This window comes from Pseudarthrobacter sulfonivorans, assembly GCF_031454915.1.
GTDB lineage: Bacteria > Actinomycetota > Actinomycetes > Actinomycetales > Micrococcaceae > Arthrobacter > Arthrobacter sulfonivorans_C.
The window spans coordinates 163,376-179,066 of sequence record NZ_JAVDRS010000002.1; the positions used below are offsets into that span (position 1 = coordinate 163,376).

Below are 15,691 nucleotides of genomic sequence, written 5' to 3' on the forward strand. Positions count from 1 at the left end.
GGCGCGGGATGGCAGGATGGATCCATGACTTTTGCTTCAACCGCAGCCCCGTCCACCGCCGTATTTCCCGCTGTCGCTCCGGCTGTCGTCCTGACGATTGCGGGCTCCGAGTCCACCGGCGGCGCCGGCGCCCAAGCCGACCTGAGGACTTTTCAGGAACTGGGTGTGTTCGGCATTGCCAACCTCACCTGCATCGTGTCCTTCGATCCGAATGACAGCTGGAACCACCGGTTTGTGCCGGTGGACCAGCAGGTGATTGCCGACCAACTGGAAGCCACGACGGCGGCGTACGGTGCCGTTGCCGGGGCACCTTCAGTGGCGGGCAGGCCTGTTCTGGACACCGTCAAGATCGGCATGCTGGGCAGCCCTGCGACCATCGGCACGGTGGCAGCAGCCTTGGAAGCGGGCGGTTACCGGAACGTGGTGCTGGATCCCGTGCTGATCTGCAAGGGCCAGGAACCGGGTCATGCGCTGGACACCGACCAGGCCCTGAAAGCGAAGATCCTGCCGCTGGCCACGTTCGTCACGCCGAACCATTTCGAGGCCGAATCGCTGTCCGGTCTGGCGATCACCGACGTCGAGTCGCTCAAGGCTGCGGCCATCCGCATCCATGAGCTCAGCGGTGCCGCGGTGCTCGCCAAGGGCGGGGTGCGGCTGGCGGGCACGGACGCCGTGGACGTTTACTACGACGGCGATACGCTTGAGGTCCTCAGCGCTCCCAAGGTGGGCGAGGTGGCCGTTTCGGGCGCCGGCTGCTCGTTGGCCGCGGCGGTGACGGCGGAACTCGCCAAGGGCGCCACCCCTTTGGAGGCTGCGCGAACGGCCAAGGAATTCGTCACGGCGGGCATCCGCAACCGGGTGGCCTCGGGCGCCCCTTTCGACGCACTCTGGCAGGGTGGCGCAGGCTAACCCGCTCTCCTGCCCCAGGCCACCCATCCCAGTACGACGGCGGGCCACGCCCTGGGCGCCACCCTAGCGGGGGTCTGCCACCGTTCCCATGAACAGCGGCAGGCCGGTTTCAACGTGCACGATCTGGTAGTGGAATGGCCGGTCGAAATCGATGGTCCGCTCGGGCTGCGGCGGGGCACTGGTGGCCTCTCCGTTGATCTGGGTCACCGCGGCCGCGATGGTGCCCTTTTCGGCGACCGTGATGTTGGCAGCCTGGGCCGCCTGGGTGATCATCATCTGCGGCTGAATGTTGTTGAAGTCCTCCGTGGTGGCGAGCGTCTTCTTGAGGCCCAGGGATTCGAAGACCTTGCGCAGGTCAAAACTGGACTTGTGGTCCCAACGGGGTAGCTGGATCTGTACTGATGCGGGCTGGGCAGTTTCAAACGTGCCGGCGATTTCCATGAGCTTGTCCGCACCGAAGGCCGCAGAGGCGGGGCGGGCCGCTGGATCGGCCGTGTCTTCCGGCAGGACCAGCCGCATGACGAAACCGTCGGCGTACGGAAGGTCAACACCCTGCCAGCCAGCACCTTCCGCATACTTCATCTTGAGCTCGTTATGCATGGCCGGCGCGTCGATCTCCTCGCCCGCGGCTGTTGTGAAGGGCAGGTCAGAGGTGGCGTTCGGGTCGAACGGTGCGCTCCAGGCGGCAGCAAAGTACAGGGAATTGAGCAGGCTGAACGTGTTGTCCGGGTCGTACTTCGCAGGGGCTTCCTTGATCCGTCCGCCAGTGTTCCCGTTCACCCAGGCATCAATGGCTGGCTTCGTTGCTCCCTCATCGCTGAAATCCACCGGATACACGCCCGTTCCATAATGCCGGGCCAGGGTGTCCAGGAAGGGCTCACCGGTGGGCACGCCCTTGTCCACGAAGAGTCCGTTGGCGGAATGCATGACCGGTTTTCGCGGCGGGTTGTCCTCATCCACGGCGCCGGGGTCGCCGTCGAACTGTTCGAGCGAGCGGAGGACCGAGTTCATGGCCTCATCGCGGTTCTCCGCGGGGAATCGCAGGACACTGTCCATCTCGGCCGCCGTCTCGCCGGATGCTCCCGCCCGAAGCATGGCGAGGGCAATCAGGAGGCTCCCGGGCGAGGACACCACATTCCCGTTGGAGCCGTCGCCGCCATCGGTCAGCAGTGCATCGCCGAGGACGAGTGCGGAAGTCCGGAAGGAACGCAGCTCGGCGGCATATGCCGCGCGGTCCACCGAAACCCGCCCGACGCCGTCGGCCGTGAGGAGTTCCGGCGGCGCCGGGGCCGGGGCCGGCGCCGCACACCCTGCCACTGCCAGTACCGCGCCGAGCGCCACCATCCGCTGTAAACGAAACATTTCAGTTGCCTCCCGCGGCGCACCAGGGGCGGGGATCCGCCTTCTCCCAGTCAAACAGCGACGGCGGTGTGAGGCGATGCCGGCAGGGTCACGCTTTGCACTCTTTTTGGTCTCGCGCGAGGCGCGGAGCGCGCTGGACACGTGGGCGGGACGGTGCGTCGAGCTAGCGCCGCGGAATGTTCCGCAGGTTGCTGCGGGCCATGCTGACCGCCTCACCGGCACCGCGGTTCAAAACCACTTTGGACATTGCAGTAGCGAATCCCAGCACCTGCGATCCGGAAATCTTCGGCGGCAGCGACAGCGCCTGCGGATCCGTGATGAGCTCCACCAGCGACGGACCGGGATGCGCGAACGCCGCGCGGTATGCTCCCTCGATCCGCGCAGGATCCGTGACCCGCACGGCGTGGAAACCGAGGGCCCGGGCGACTCCGGCGTAATCGGCGTCGGGCACGTCCACACCAAAATCGGGAAGCCCGTCCACCAGCATCTCCAGCTTGACCATGCCGAGCGTGGAGTTGTTGAAGACCACTACGTTGACGGGCAGTTTGTGGGCGGCCACCGTGATGAGTTCGCCGAGCAGCATGGAAAGCCCGCCGTCGCCTGATACCGAGACCACCTGGCGCCCGGGATAGGCCAGTTGGGCGCCGATGGCGTGCGGGAGGGCGTTGGCCATGGAACCGTGCAGGTAGGAGCCGATCAGCCGGCGTGTGCCCAGGGGGTTGATGTACCGGGCCGTCCAGACGTTGCACATGCCGGTGTCCGCCGTAAAGATGGCATCCTCGGCGGCCACCTGGTCCAGCAGCGACGCCGCGTATTCCGGGTGGATCGGCTGCTTCGTCTCCACCTTGCGGGTGTAGGCACGGACAGATTTGTTCATCAGCCTGTGGTGCTTCTTGAGCATCTGGTCAAGGAACCGGCGGCTCTTTTTCGCCTTCAGCAACGGCATCAGGGCGGCCAGGGTGGGCAGCACGTCGCCGTGGACTGCGATGTCGACGTCGGTCCGCCGGCCCAGCCGGTGGGCGGCCCGGTCCACCTGGGCAGTACGGGTTTCCGGCAGGAACTGGTTGTAGGGGAAGTCGGTGCCCAGCAGGATCAGCAGGTCCGCGTCCTCGATCCCCTCCGCGGCGGCGCCGTAGCCCAGTAGGCCCGTCATCCCGATGTCGTAGGGGTTGTTGTACTGGACAAAGTCCTTGCCGCGGAGTGAGTGGCCGATGGGCGCGTTGATCAGTTCCGCGAGAGAGATCAGTTCGTCATGGGCGCCCTCCACGCCGGCTCCGGCAAAGATCGCCACCTTCCCGGCTTCGTTGATCGCATCCGCCAGCTCCCGGACGCTGGCCGGATCCGGGACCAGGCTGGCTGGCCGGAAGGTTGCGGGGAGCGGCGTTTCGGCTGTCGCTTCCAGCCCTGCAATATCGCCTGGCAGCGTGACGACGGCGACTCCCCCGAGGCCGATGGCGTGCTGGATGGCGCTGTGCATCACGCGGGGCGCCTGCTCGGCAGTGCTGACCATTTCCGAGTAGACCGAGCATTCATTGAAGAGCCGGTCGGGGTGGGTTTCCTGGAAGAAGCTGCTGCCGATCTGCTTGCTGGGGATGTGGGAGGCGATGGCCAGCACGGGTGCCCCGGACCGGTTCGCGTCGTAGAGGCCGTTGATCAGGTGGAGGTTGCCCGGGCCGCAGGAGCCCGCGCAAACAGCCAGTTTTCCCGTCAGCTGTGCTTCCGCAGCGGCGGCGAAGGCGGCGGCTTCCTCATGCCGGACGTGGATCCAGTCGATGCCGCCCTCCGCGGAACCACCAGTTTGGCGGACGGCGTCCACGATCGGGTTGAGGCTGTCGCCCACAATCCCGTAGATCCGCTGCACACCTGCAGCCTGGAGCTGTTCGATGAGCTGGGTGGCGAGTTCCTTGGCCATGCGTGCACACTCCCGCGATCAGGTTGATGGGCTGAGAAGTTGATCAACTGACAGGGCCAATATAGTCCCCACCCGCATCGGAACGCTCTCCCACTTAACGCAGGAAAACCCCGGAAGCTCTCACACTTTCCCCAAGAAAGTGAAAGAGCATCCTGGTGGGGTGGCGGGGTGGTGGGCGGACGACGGCGGGTGGGCACCCGCCGTCGTGCGTCACCGGAGGCTGTCCCCCACGAAGGGCGCTAGGCGTTGATGAGGTCCTTGTCCTTGTCGTCGTCCTTGGCAGGACGCGTCCAGGCATCGCCCTGTTCGCGGTCCAGGTGGGTGGTCTTCTTGTTCTTCAGGGCGAAGATGTACACCACCAGGGAGATGGCAATGGCCACGGTGACGTAGGTGAAGAACAGGTCCACCCGCTCGGCCTTCTGGAACGCGGCACCCAGCAGCGGGACCGTGCCGCCGAACAGCGAGTTGGCGATCGCATAGCCCAGCCCGACGCCCAGGGCGCGGATCGAAGCGGGGAACAGTTCAGCCTTCACCAGGGCGTTGATGGAGGTGTAGCCGCCAACGATCAGCAGGCCACCCAGCATCAGCATAAACGCGGTGAACGGGTCCTTGGTGCCGGACAGGGTTGAGAGCAGCGGCCAGGTGAAGAGGACACCGGTGATGCCGAACCAGAGCAGCAGCGGCTTGCGGCCCACCTTGTCCGAGATCATGCCGTAGACGGGCTGAAGCAGCATAAAGATGAACAGGGCCCAGAAGTTGATGACTGAGGTGTCGGTCTTGGCGATGCCGGAGGTATCGTTCATGAACTTCAGGATGAAGTTGGTGTACGTGTAGAACGCCACGGTGCCGCCGAGGGTGACGCCGATGCAGATCATCAGCGGCTTCCAGTACTGCGTGAACAGCAGACGCATGGTGCCGGGCTGGGCCTCGCCTGCAGCCACCGGTGCCTGAGCTGCGCGGACCTGCTCTTCAGAAACGGTTTCCTCCATCGAACGCCGCAGCCACAGGACCACGAGGGCGGCCACACCGCCGATGGCGAACGGGATACGCCAGCCCCACTCGGTGAGGTCGCCCTTGGGCATGGCGTTCTGAAGGATGACGAGAACCAGCAGGGCCAGCATCTGGCCGCCGATGAGGGTCACGTACTGGAAGCTGGAGAAGAAGCCGCGGCGCTTGGAGGTTGCAGCCTCGGACATGTAGGTGGCGCTGGTGCCGTACTCGCCACCCACGGAGAATCCTTGGACCAGGCGGATGAAGATCAGCATCACCAGCGCCCAGACGCCCACCTGTTGCGTGGTGGGCAGGAGCGCGATGGCGAAGGACCCCGCGGACATCAGCGTGACACTGAGGGTCAGCGCAGCTTTGCGGCCCTTCCGGTCGGCGTAGCGGCCGAAGAACCAGGCGCCGATGGGGCGCATCAGGAACGACGTCGAAAAGACGGCCATCGCTTCCAGGCCCGCCTGGAGGTCGTCCTGGGAGTTGAAGAAATGGGACTGGAAGTAGGCAGCGAAGACCGTGTAGACGTACAGGTCGTACCACTCCACCAGGTTGCCTGCGGAGCCCTTGAGGATGTTGCTCACTGCCCGGCGGGTCTGGGCTGCCTCACTCTGCACTTCGGTTTGCTGGGTGCTCATCGCTGAACCTTCCTGGGCTGCGGCGCCGCGGCTTCCTGGCTAAATTTCCTGCTATCCATGGCAACATTGCCCATGGTTCCTCCTCGACGTTGACGGTCCCCCGCACACGCCGAGGGCCTCATCCAAGTTATGCGTGATGCACAGCACAGCCAACGTGGAAGGGCACTTCCTAACACTTCCTTAGGTTTCGCCGGGGCCGGGGGGTAATCTCCAAAGCGGGCAGATTTTGGTGCCCAGTCAACGAAAAAGGGACCGGACCATGGAATTGCTGATCGTCGAGGACGACGACGCCATGGCATCCGCGCTGGCCGCAGCGGTAGTGACCGCGGGCCATAACCCCACCCGGGTAGCCCGCGGGGCCGACGCCCTGCTGGTCCACCGGAAGTTCGGGGTGATCCTGCTGGACCTGGGGCTCCCGGACATGGATGGGCTCGACGTACTGCGGAAGCTGCGCCAAGTCACCGCGGTGCCCATCCTGATACTGACAGCGCGCGACGACGAACGCAGCGTGGTGCTCGGGCTGCGGTCAGGAGCGGATGACTATCTCGTCAAGCCGGTGAAGCTGGTTGAGCTGCTTGCCCGCATCGAAGCGGTCACCCGCCGCGCGGGCCGCCACTTCGACACACCGCAGCGGAACATCGTGCTGCGGGACCTGGAGATTGACCTAGAGCGGCGTGTGGCAACCCGGGGTTCTGAAGAGTTGCCGCTGACGGCCACGGAGTTCGACCTCCTCGCACTTTTGGCCGGCCATGCGGGTTCGGTGGTGACCAGGGAACAGATCCTCGACGCACTGTGGGGAGACGCTTTCGTGGCCTCCTCCCGCGCCCTCGACGTGCACCTGACCGGGCTGCGGGCCAAGCTCCAACTTCCGGGCTTCATCATTAATGTCCGCGGCGTGGGCTACCGGATCGAGGCGGACTCCGCTTGAAGCTGCGCGTCCTGGGCATCCTGAGCGTGCTGTCCGTCCTCCTGGTGATCTTTGGCTCCACCGCCATCCTGGCGTCCGTCAGCCGGGAGCTGACCCAGGAACTCCAGATCAAAAGGGTGACCGCGCTGAACCGGTTCGCGCAGGTGGCCTTCGACGCCGCAACTGCCGAAGAGTCCGCGGGGCTGCAGACGGAGATGAACAGATACTCCGAACTCTACGGAGAGGGGGTCCTGATCCGCCTCCAGCAGGGCACCCTGCGCTCGGGTGGCCTGAATGAGGACAGAACCGACGTCGGGGATGCCCTGGCCCGGGCAAATTTGAACCTCAGCGACACCACGCTTGCGCCGCTTCAGCCGTTCGGCCCGGACTCCGAGGTACTGTCCCGTTCCTTCGGCAGCGCCAGCCAGGTGCTGGGCGAGGTGGTCCTGGAAGTGGACCTGGAGGCAGCCCGGCAGAAACTGCGGGAACGGTGGCTCATCGTCGGGTTGGCGGCCGCCGCGCTCGCGGCGATGCTGCTCCTGGCCGCCTCTCGGGTGACCGGGTGGGTGCTGCGTCCGGTCCACCGCCTGAACTCGGCGGTGACTGAACTTGAGGCAACCGGCCGGACCAGTCAACTTCCTGAGGACGGGCCGCCGGAGCTGCGGGAACTGAGCCGTTCCTTCACCACGATGGCCCGGACTGTCAGCAACAGCCTGGAGTCCCAGCGGCAACTGATCGCTGACACCTCACACGAGCTCCGTAACCCAGTGGGCGCGCTGCGGCTCAGGATCGATCTTCTCCAGCTGGAACTCCAGAGCGTCCGCCAGAAGGATGCGGCGGCCGGGGTCCTGGCAGAGCTCGAGCATCTGGAAGGCATCCTCGAGGGAGTCCTGAAGCTGGCGGCGGCTGAGCACAGGGCGAGTGAGGACGCTGCCCGGAGTCCGGCGGGCCCTTCCCGCGGTCCCTTGGGCGGGGCGCAGGCGCCCATCGATCCCTACCCGGTCCTCCAGGACGAGACCGAACGCGCAGAACCTGCGGCACGGCGAAGCGGGGCAACAATCCTGCTGCACAGCGCTCCGGAGCCGGCCGCGCACATTGCCTGCAACCCCGCCGAACTGGCCCAGATGGTGGCGGAACTGCTCAACAACGCCATCAAATACGCACCAGGCGCCCACATCTCGGTCGCTGCCCGCCTGCGTGAAGGCAGTGTCACCATCGAAGTGTCCGACAACGGCCCCGGCCTTTCCGCCGACGAACGGGCAGCAGCCACTGGCCGGTTCTGGCGCTCGCCGCGCAACCGCGGCATCCGCGGCAACGGCCTGGGCATGACCATTGTGGACAAACTGGCCGGCGCCAACGGCGGCCGCCTCGTTCTGGCCGAGGCCTCGCCCCACGGGCTGATTGCGCGCCTCGAATTTCCGCTGGCAGCTGCGGGACCGGATGCGGCGGCCGGACCGGATCCCGCGGCCAGTCCGGGGCAGGTGGACTCGAATGATTGACTTTAACGGAGCCGATGCCTTTCCCCGCCGGACAGCCCTCAAGGCTGGCCTGGCCGCCGGGCTGACCGGCCTCCTGCTTCCAGCCATTAGCGGCTGCACAGCCGAGGAACGTCCGGACACCGTGACCGTGGCCGGCGGCGAACCGGGTGGCTTTTACCTGGAGTTCGCTGGACTGCTGGCGGAATCCCTGCAACGCCACGGTGGAGCAGGCCAGGCCACCGCGCTGACCACCGGGGGCAGCCTGGACAACCTCGAACTCCTGCTCTCCGGCAAGGCAACATTCGCCGTCGCACTCTCTGACTCAGCTGCGCAGCGCGTTGCGGCCGGTGACGCCACCACCGTCGGAATATCCGCCGTCGGGAAGGTGTACGAGAACTACGTCCACTGCGTTGTCCGGAAGGAAAGCGGCATCCGGAACATCGCCGGGCTGGCCAGCCGGACCGTGGCTGTTGGCGAGCCCGGGTCGGGGACATCGCTGACCACTCCCCGCCTGATCGAGGCTGCAGGGCTGACTTCGGCGGCTGTAGGCGCTGGCTCCGAAGCCTCATCCCCCGGGACAGTCACCGTCCTCAATCTTGGGCTCAACGAGGGTCTCGCGGCCCTGCAGAATGGTTCCGTAGATGCGCTGTTCTGGTCTGGCGGTGTGCCTACCGCGGCGATTGCGGCGGCCCACAGCGACGCAGGACTTTCGCTCCTGGACCTTTCCCCGCTCCTTCCGGCGCTGCGCGCAAAACATGGCCTGTTCTACGACCGCGTCCTCATCCCGGAGGGCGCCTACCCGGGCATCCCGGCGGTCTGGACCGTGGGCGTGGCAAACCTGCTTCTGTGCCGGAGCGACGCGGATTCCCGGACGGTGAAAAAGACCGTCGAGATTCTGGTGGGCCATGCCGAAGAGCTGGTCCCGCGGTCGAGCCTGGGCGTCCAGTTTCTGAGTCCGGAGTCGTTGATCAACACCCCGGGGCTGCCGCTGCACCCCGCCGCGGCAGCCGCCTACCGCGAGCTCCACGGTTAGGCGAGACGGCGTCCCGGGTCAGTTCCCCGAGTGGGCCTGCAGGAAGCTGTACACCTCGGTCTCGTCCACGCCGGGGAACGCGCCGGGCGGCATCGCGGCCAGCAGGTGCGAATGGGCACGGGCCGAGGGCCAGGCGTTGCCGGCCCACTCGGAGGCCAGCGACGCCGGAGGCCGTTTGCAGCAGTTCGGGTCCGGGCACGTGGACTTCTCCCGGGCCGTGGTTTCCCGGCCCCGGAACCATTTCACATGCTGGTACGGCACGCCGATCGACAACGAAAACTCGCCGGTAGCCGAACGTTCGGTCCGGGCCGTGCACCAGTACGTCCCGGACGGCGTGTCCGTGTACTGGCTGTAGGCGCTGAACTTGTCCGGCACGTCGAACACCGCCCGCGACGTCCACGACTTGCACGACGGCTGGCCCTCGATGGCTCCCGTGTGGTCCATCGGAAACGTCACGCCGTCGTTCTCATAGGCCTTGTAGATGATGCCGCTCTGGTGGGTCTTCTGGAAGTGGGTGGTGATCCCCAGGTGCTTCGTGGCCAGGTTGGTGAAGCGGTGCGCAGCGGTCTCGTAGGAGACGGCAAAAGCGTCGCGGATGTCTTCAACAGCGATTTCCTTGGCCGCTTTGGCTTTCTGCAGGAAGTCAACGGTGGCCTGCTCGGGCAGCAGCAGCGCGGCCGCGAAGTAGTTGGTGGCAACCCGCTGGGCCAGAAAGTCGCCGTAGCTCTTGGGCGTCTCGTGCCCCAAGACGTAGTGCCCCAACGCCTGCAGCAGGACCGAACGCGGGTCGTGGTCCTGGCGCTGGCTCTGCGTCAGGTAAATTCTGCGGTTCTTCAAATCGGTCACGGAACGGGTGGAATGCGGCAGATCGCCCACGTGGTGGAGGGTGAAGCCGAGCTTTTCCGCGATGTCGGCGATCACGTGCTGGCTGAGCGGGCCAGCCGTGTAGCCCACCAGCCCGAGCACCTTCTGTGCCTCGGCCTCATACTCCGGGAAGTAGTTGCCGCGCTCGCGCATCATGGCACGCAGTTCACCGTTCGCGCGGCGGGCCTCCTCCGGCGTCGCCACCTGCTCGTTAAGCTTGCGTTCGAGTTCGTGCAGCAGCCCCACCTGCGCCTCCAGCACATCGAGCGGGAGCCGCGCGCTGATGCGGATTTTGGGCAGGTTCAGCGACTCGTACAGGGGCCCGCGCTGGTAGCGTTCCAGCTCAATTTCCAGGGCAGCGCGGCGGCTCGGCGGCTCGGCGCCCAGCAGCTGGTCGATGCTCACGTTGAGCGCGGCGGCCAGCCCCTGCAGCAGGCTCAGTTTGGGCTCCCGCTTGCCGTTTTCGATCAGGCTCAGCTGGCTCGGTGCAGTCCCGACGGCGGCGCTCAGGTCATCGAGCGTGTACCCAACCTGCTTCCGCAGATGCCGCACGCGGCGGCCCAGGCTGATGACGTCCAGTTCCGGTGCGACGGCGGACGACGAGGACGGTGCAACGTCGCGATTCCAGCTTCCAGGTGACATTTCTTGAGAATACGCGAAGAAACGCATTTCTTTCTACCCTTTTCCCCTATTGCATAGCTTGGAAGTGCTGAAAAGTAGTGATCACGGAAAGAAACACCGCACCGGGAGAGCCGGCCGGGACTGCAGCGACGCAGCACCGGCCGGCGGATATCCACCCGGAGCTCAATCAAGGAGACAACGATGACTGCAGCATTTGAGCCCACCCAGCAGACGCCCGCCGAGCAGGCTGCCGCCCTGGAGCTTGAGTGGGCCGCCAATCCCCGCTGGGAAGGTGTGACCCGTGACTACAAGGCAGCGGATGTGGTCAAGCTCCGCGGCCGTGTCTCCGAAGAACACACGCTGGCCCGCCGCGGTGCCGAAAAGCTCTGGAAGCAGCTCACCGAAGAGCACAAAACCGGCGGCTACACCAACGCCCTGGGCGCCCTGACCGGCAACCAGGCAGTGCAGCAGGTCAAGGCTGGCCTGCGTGCCATCTACCTCTCCGGCTGGCAGGTTGCCGCGGACGCCAACAACTCCGGCCACACCTACCCGGACCAGTCGCTGTACCCGGCCAACTCGGTTCCCACGGTGGTACGCCGGATCAACAATGCACTGCTCCGCGCCGACCAGATCGAATTCTCCGAAGGCGTCCAGACCGTCGAGGACTGGATGGTCCCGATCGTCGCCGACGCCGAGGCCGGCTTCGGGGGCCCGCTGAACGCCTACGAACTCATGAAATCCATGATCCAGGCCGGCGCTTCGGGCGTGCACTGGGAAGACCAGCTCGCCTCGGAGAAGAAGTGCGGCCACCTCGGCGGCAAGGTGCTCATCCCCACCCAGCAGCATGTCCGCACCCTGAACGCCGCCCGGCTGGCAGCCGACGTCGCAGGCACCCCGTCCGTGGTCATCGCCCGGACCGACGCCGAGGCGGCCACCCTGATCACCTCCGACGTCGATCCCCGCGACCAGGAATTCGTCACCGGCGAACGCACCCCGGAAGGCTTCTACAAGGTCCGCAACGGCATCGAACCCTGCATCGCCCGCGCCAAGGCCTACGCCCCGTACTCTGACCTCATCTGGATGGAGACGGGCACCCCGGACCTGGAGCTGGCCCGCAAGTTCGCCGAGGCGGTCAAGGCTGACTTCCCGGACCAGATGCTCTCCTACAACTGCTCGCCGTCGTTCAACTGGCGCAAGCACCTGGACGACGCCACCATCGCGAAGTTCCAGCGTGAACTCGGCGCCATGGGCTTCACCTTCCAGTTCATCACCCTGGCCGGCTTCCACGCCCTGAACTACTCGATGTTCGATCTCGCCCACGGCTACGCCCGTGAAGGCATGAGCGCCTACGTCGAGCTCCAGGAGAAGGAATTCGCCTCCGAGTCCCGCGGCTACACCGCGACCAAGCACCAGCGCGAAGTCGGCACCGGCTACTTCGACGACATCGCTACTGCGCTCAACCCGAACGCATCCACCCTCGCCCTGGTCGGATCGACCGAAGAGGGCCAGTTCCACTAATCCCCAGCCGCCCCTCCGCTCGCAAGCTCGCGAGGGAACCCGGCGGCCGTGGGCCCACTTAGCGTTCGACGGCGGTTATCACCGCCGGCCCTTCGGACCGGCAACGCTCGGCGTGCTATTCCCCATGGCCGGCTTCTTACCTCGCTGAGCGAGGACGAAGCCGGCCACAGGGCCCCTTTTACGCACGCTGCCGCGTTACCGGCTCCTCCGGCCTTGTGCCCCGCTTACCACGTGCCGCTACCCGCCGTCGAACTTCCCTTTTCGTCTTTAAGGAGACTTGAAATGAACACTTTTACTGACAACTTCACGATCAACGGCATCACTTTGACCGCGCAGCCCATTTGCCGGCAGGACGAGGTTCTTACTCCGGATGCTTTGGAGTTTGTCGCAAAACTGCACCGGGCCACTGCCGGACGCCGGCAGGAACTGCTGCAGGCCCGCCGGACCCGCCGGGCTGAAATCGCCGCCGGCCAGGACCCGCGTTTCCTCCGCGAGACCGAGGACATCCGCAACGATCCGTCATGGCGCGTCGCTCCCCCGGCACCCGGCCTGGAGGACCGCCGCGTGGAAATCACCGGCCCGGTGGATAAGAAGATGACCATCAACGCCCTGAACTCCGGCGCCAAGGTCTGGCTCGCAGACATGGAAGACTCCTCCACCCCCACCTGGCGCAACGTCATCAAGGGCCAGCTGAACCTCACCGACGCCCTGGAGCGCCGGATCGATTACACCTCCCCCGAGGGCAAGGATTACAAGCTCCGCCCCGCCGGCGAACTGCCCACCATCGTGGTCCGCCCCCGCGGCTGGCACCTGCCCGAGAAGCACATGATCATCGACGGCGCCCCCGTGGCCGGTGGCATCGTGGACTTCGGCCTGTACTTCTTCCACAACGCCCGCCGGCTCCTGGCCCAGGGCAAGGGCCCATACTTCTACCTGCCCAAGATCGAGAACCACCTCGAGGCACGGCTGTGGAACGACATCTTCATCCTCGCCCAGGACCTGCTCGGCATCCCGCAGGGCACCATCCGTGCCACCGTGCTGATCGAAACGATCACCGCAGCGTTCGAAATGGAGGAGATCCTCTACGAACTGCGCGACCACGCCTCGGGCCTGAACGCCGGCCGCTGGGACTACATCTTCTCCCTGATCAAGAACTTCCGTACCCGCGGCCCCCGGTTCGTCCTCCCGGACCGCGCCCAGGTCACCATGACCGCCCCCTTCATGCGCGCCTACACCGAACAGCTGGTCCGTGCCTGCCACAAGCGCGGCGCCATGGCCATCGGCGGCATGGCTGCTGCCGTCCCCAACCGCAAGGACGAAGCCGCCAACACCAACGCGTTCGAAAAGGTCCGCGCCGACAAAACCCGCGAGGCCAACGACGGCTTCGACGGCTCCTGGGTGGCCCACCCGGACCTGGTGCCGGTCTGCCGCGAAGTGTTCGACGCCACCCTCGGCGACCGCCCCAACCAGCTGGAGCGCACCCGCGAGGACGTCATCCCCGATGACCGCGCCCTGATCAACGTGGCCGCCACCGAAGGCACCATCACCGAGCAGGGCATCCGGAACAACATCGAGGTGGGCATCCGCTACATCGAGTCCTGGCTCCGCGGGAACGGCGCCGTCGCCATCCACAACCTCATGGAAGACGCCGCCACCGCGGAAATCTCCCGCTCGCAGCTGTGGCAGTGGATGTTCGCATCCGCCATCACCGACCACGGCGAAATCATCACCCACCACTGGATCGAGGAACTGCTCGACGAAGAGTTCGCACGCCTGGAACGCTTCGACGGCGACCGCTTCGAAGACGCCCGCGACATCTTCGAAGAAGTCACCCTCAGCCAGGACTTCCCGTCCTTCCTCACCCTCCCCGCCTACGCCCGCTACCTCACCGAGGCCCGCGAGAAGGCAACCCAGGAAGAGCTCGCCGCCGCGTAAAGCAGCACAGATTTCCGTCTGCCGGGCAGGCACGCCCTTCGCAACAGGCACCCCCGAGATCCGGGGAGCCGGCCCGGCGACGGAACACCCCGTGTGATCCAGCGATGCTCGTTATCTTTCCTCAAGAAAGTGAGAGCATCGCTGGTTAAGCTGCATTAGGTGAGACAGCGTTTGAGGTAGGGGGCGCAGAAGGGGAAGGCGAGACAGAACGACGGCGGGACGTGTCAGCGTCCCTTCGGCACCTTCCGCACGGAGAGGGTTGTGCTGACGAAGAAGACCAGGGTCGACACCAGGATCACCAGCAACGCCGGGGTCCAGGAGCCGGCAGCGTCGTGCACAAATCCAATGAGCGGCGGGGACACCGCCGCAAAGCAGTAGCCAATGCCCTGCACCGTGGCCGACATCCTGCCCGCACTTACCTGGTCCTTGGCCAGCTTGATGATGGCGATGAAGATGATGGTGATCCCGCCGCCCTGGGAGATGCCGCCGGAGACGGACCACAGCCACCACAGCTCCGGTGCCAGCAGCAGCCCGGCCGGAACGGCCATCCACAGGACGCCCAAGGTGACGGCCGTCGTCGTCGTACTGAAGTATTTGGCCGCTAACGGCACGCCGAGCCCGCCGACGATGGCGAAGATCTGGAACAGTGACGAACCCGCCCCGGCCGCCGAAGCGGACATATCCAGCTCATCGTGAAGGTAGCTGGGCAGCCATGCCGTCACCGCATAGTAGGAAAATGCCTGGCCGGCAAAGCCCAAGGTCAGGCCGGCGGTAATCCAGCCGGAACCCTTGACCGCGGAATGCTCCTGCCCGCCATTGACCACGGCCCCGGAGGGCACAAACGCGGTGCGGGGACCCACGGCGAACGTCCAGAAAACGATGGCCACCACGGCCAGGATGCCCACGGACGCGAGCGCCATACGCCAGCCGGCCACTTCGGCGAGCGGCGCCGTGGCCATCGACGTCACGAATGATCCGATGTTCAGGGCCGCCGTGTAAACGCCCATGGCTGTGCCCTGCCGCCAGGGTGAGAAGTCGCGGCGGATGATCAACGGCACGGCGATATTGCCCACTGTGATGGCCACGCCGATCATCACCGTTCCCACCACCACCGGTCCCGGGCCGCCGGCCGACCGGACAATGACGCCCGCCAGGACGCCCAGAATGGTGAGGGAGACGGCGAACTCGGCTCCGAATTTCCTGGTGGCCAAGGACGCCAGCGGGGCGGCGACCGCGAAGCACAGCACCGGAATGCTAGTCAGCAGGCCCAGCATCACCGGGGAAAATCCCAGGTCGGCCTGCATCAGGTCCACCACGGGGGCCACAGCGACGAAGGGTCCGCGCAGGTTGAGCGCCAGCAGGCCGATGCACGCCAGCAGGATCCATGCCTTCGGAACCTTCGCCAGGAAGTGCCCGCTCACGAGATGGCCCGGCGGCTTAAAAATGATTTCATCACCTCCAATTGCTATCACGCCCCACCCCCTGAGAGTTTTTGTCCAGATAATGGGCCCTAGAATG

11 protein-coding genes are annotated in these 15,691 nt (G+C 65.8%); 6 read left to right on the forward strand and 5 right to left on the reverse strand.

The features are described 5' to 3' along the window. The first annotated feature begins 24 nt into the window (after nt 1-24). Nucleotides 25-909: a hydroxymethylpyrimidine/phosphomethylpyrimidine kinase gene (locus J2808_RS04640; RefSeq protein ID WP_309812346.1), complete on the forward strand. Its 885-nt coding sequence runs from the start codon at nt 25-27 to the stop codon at nt 907-909. 63 nt (nt 910-972) lie between these two features. Here J2808_RS04640 and J2808_RS04645 read toward each other — a convergent pair whose 3' ends face one another. From J2808_RS04645 to J2808_RS04655, 3 genes are all read right to left on the reverse strand, one after another. Further along, nucleotides 973-2,271 (reverse strand): serpin family protein, encoded by a 1,299-nt coding sequence (locus tag J2808_RS04645; RefSeq protein WP_309812349.1) that lies wholly within the window; start codon nt 2,269-2,271, stop codon nt 973-975. 163 nt (nt 2,272-2,434) lie between these two features. Beyond that, nucleotides 2,435-4,183, reverse strand: a complete 1,749-nt coding sequence (locus J2808_RS04650; protein ID WP_309812351.1) for a pyruvate dehydrogenase — start codon at nt 4,181-4,183, stop codon at nt 2,435-2,437. A gap of 239 nt (nt 4,184-4,422) precedes the next feature. Continuing rightward, nucleotides 4,423-5,817 (reverse strand): MFS transporter, encoded by a 1,395-nt coding sequence (locus tag J2808_RS04655; protein ID WP_309812353.1) that lies wholly within the window; start codon nt 5,815-5,817, stop codon nt 4,423-4,425. A gap of 259 nt (nt 5,818-6,076) precedes the next feature. Between J2808_RS04655 and J2808_RS04660 the strand changes: the two genes are divergently transcribed. From J2808_RS04660 to J2808_RS04670, 3 genes are read left to right on the forward strand one after another with little or no spacing between them, the layout of a single operon-like run. Further along, nucleotides 6,077-6,745, forward strand: a complete 669-nt coding sequence (locus J2808_RS04660) for a response regulator transcription factor (protein WP_309812355.1) — start codon at nt 6,077-6,079, stop codon at nt 6,743-6,745. After that, on the forward strand, nt 6,742-8,223 hold the full coding sequence (locus J2808_RS04665; RefSeq protein ID WP_309812356.1) for a sensor histidine kinase: 1,482 nt from the start codon (nt 6,742-6,744) through the stop codon (nt 8,221-8,223). The genes J2808_RS04660 and J2808_RS04665 overlap by 4 nt, the downstream gene beginning before the upstream one ends. Further along, nucleotides 8,216-9,235 carry a TAXI family TRAP transporter solute-binding subunit gene (locus tag J2808_RS04670; protein WP_309812358.1) on the forward strand — a complete coding sequence of 340 codons (1,020 nt, stop codon included), beginning with the start codon at nt 8,216-8,218 and terminating at the stop codon, nt 9,233-9,235. Before J2808_RS04665 ends, J2808_RS04670 begins: the two co-directional genes overlap by 8 nt. An 18-nt stretch (nt 9,236-9,253) precedes the next feature. Here J2808_RS04670 and J2808_RS04675 read toward each other — a convergent pair whose 3' ends face one another. Continuing rightward, the gene (locus J2808_RS04675) at nt 9,254-10,768 is read right to left on the reverse strand and encodes a helix-turn-helix domain-containing protein (protein WP_309812360.1); all 1,515 of its coding nucleotides are present in this window, start codon (nt 10,766-10,768) and stop codon (nt 9,254-9,256) included. Between the two features lie 153 nt (nt 10,769-10,921). Between J2808_RS04675 and aceA the strand changes: the two genes are divergently transcribed. Together aceA and aceB are read left to right on the forward strand one after the other, a co-directional pair. Next, nucleotides 10,922-12,238 (forward strand): isocitrate lyase, encoded by a 1,317-nt coding sequence (gene aceA, locus J2808_RS04680; RefSeq protein WP_309812361.1) that lies wholly within the window; start codon nt 10,922-10,924, stop codon nt 12,236-12,238. A 282-nt stretch (nt 12,239-12,520) separates the two neighbouring features. Further along, nucleotides 12,521-14,173, forward strand: coding sequence for a malate synthase A (gene aceB / locus J2808_RS04685; protein ID WP_309812363.1), 1,653 nt, complete (start codon nt 12,521-12,523; stop codon nt 14,171-14,173). A gap of 224 nt (nt 14,174-14,397) precedes the next feature. On the opposite strand, the gene J2808_RS04690 is transcribed toward aceB, so the two are convergent. Continuing rightward, the gene (locus J2808_RS04690; protein WP_309814144.1) at nt 14,398-15,594 is read right to left on the reverse strand and encodes an MFS transporter; all 1,197 of its coding nucleotides are present in this window, start codon (nt 15,592-15,594) and stop codon (nt 14,398-14,400) included. Nucleotides 15,595-15,691 lie beyond the last annotated feature (97 nt).

Excerpts from the sequence above, each read along its gene's own strand:
- J2808_RS04640 (WP_309812346.1), top strand. The coding sequence starts at position 25 with ATGACTTTTGCTTCAACCGCAGCCCCGTCCACCGCCGTATTTCCCGCT.
- J2808_RS04645 (WP_309812349.1), bottom strand. The coding sequence starts at position 2,271 with ATGTTTCGTTTACAGCGGATGGTGGCGCTCGGCGCGGTACTGGCAGTG.
- J2808_RS04650 (WP_309812351.1), bottom strand. The coding sequence starts at position 4,183 with ATGGCCAAGGAACTCGCCACCCAGCTCATCGAACAGCTCCAGGCTGCA.
- J2808_RS04655 (WP_309812353.1), bottom strand. The coding sequence starts at position 5,817 with ATGAGCACCCAGCAAACCGAAGTGCAGAGTGAGGCAGCCCAGACCCGC.
- J2808_RS04660 (WP_309812355.1), top strand. The coding sequence starts at position 6,077 with ATGGAATTGCTGATCGTCGAGGACGACGACGCCATGGCATCCGCGCTG.
- J2808_RS04670 (WP_309812358.1), top strand. The coding sequence starts at position 8,216 with ATGATTGACTTTAACGGAGCCGATGCCTTTCCCCGCCGGACAGCCCTC.
- J2808_RS04675 (WP_309812360.1), bottom strand. The coding sequence starts at position 10,768 with ATGCGTTTCTTCGCGTATTCTCAAGAAATGTCACCTGGAAGCTGGAAT.
- aceA (WP_309812361.1), top strand. The coding sequence starts at position 10,922 with ATGACTGCAGCATTTGAGCCCACCCAGCAGACGCCCGCCGAGCAGGCT.
- aceB (WP_309812363.1), top strand. The coding sequence starts at position 12,521 with ATGAACACTTTTACTGACAACTTCACGATCAACGGCATCACTTTGACC.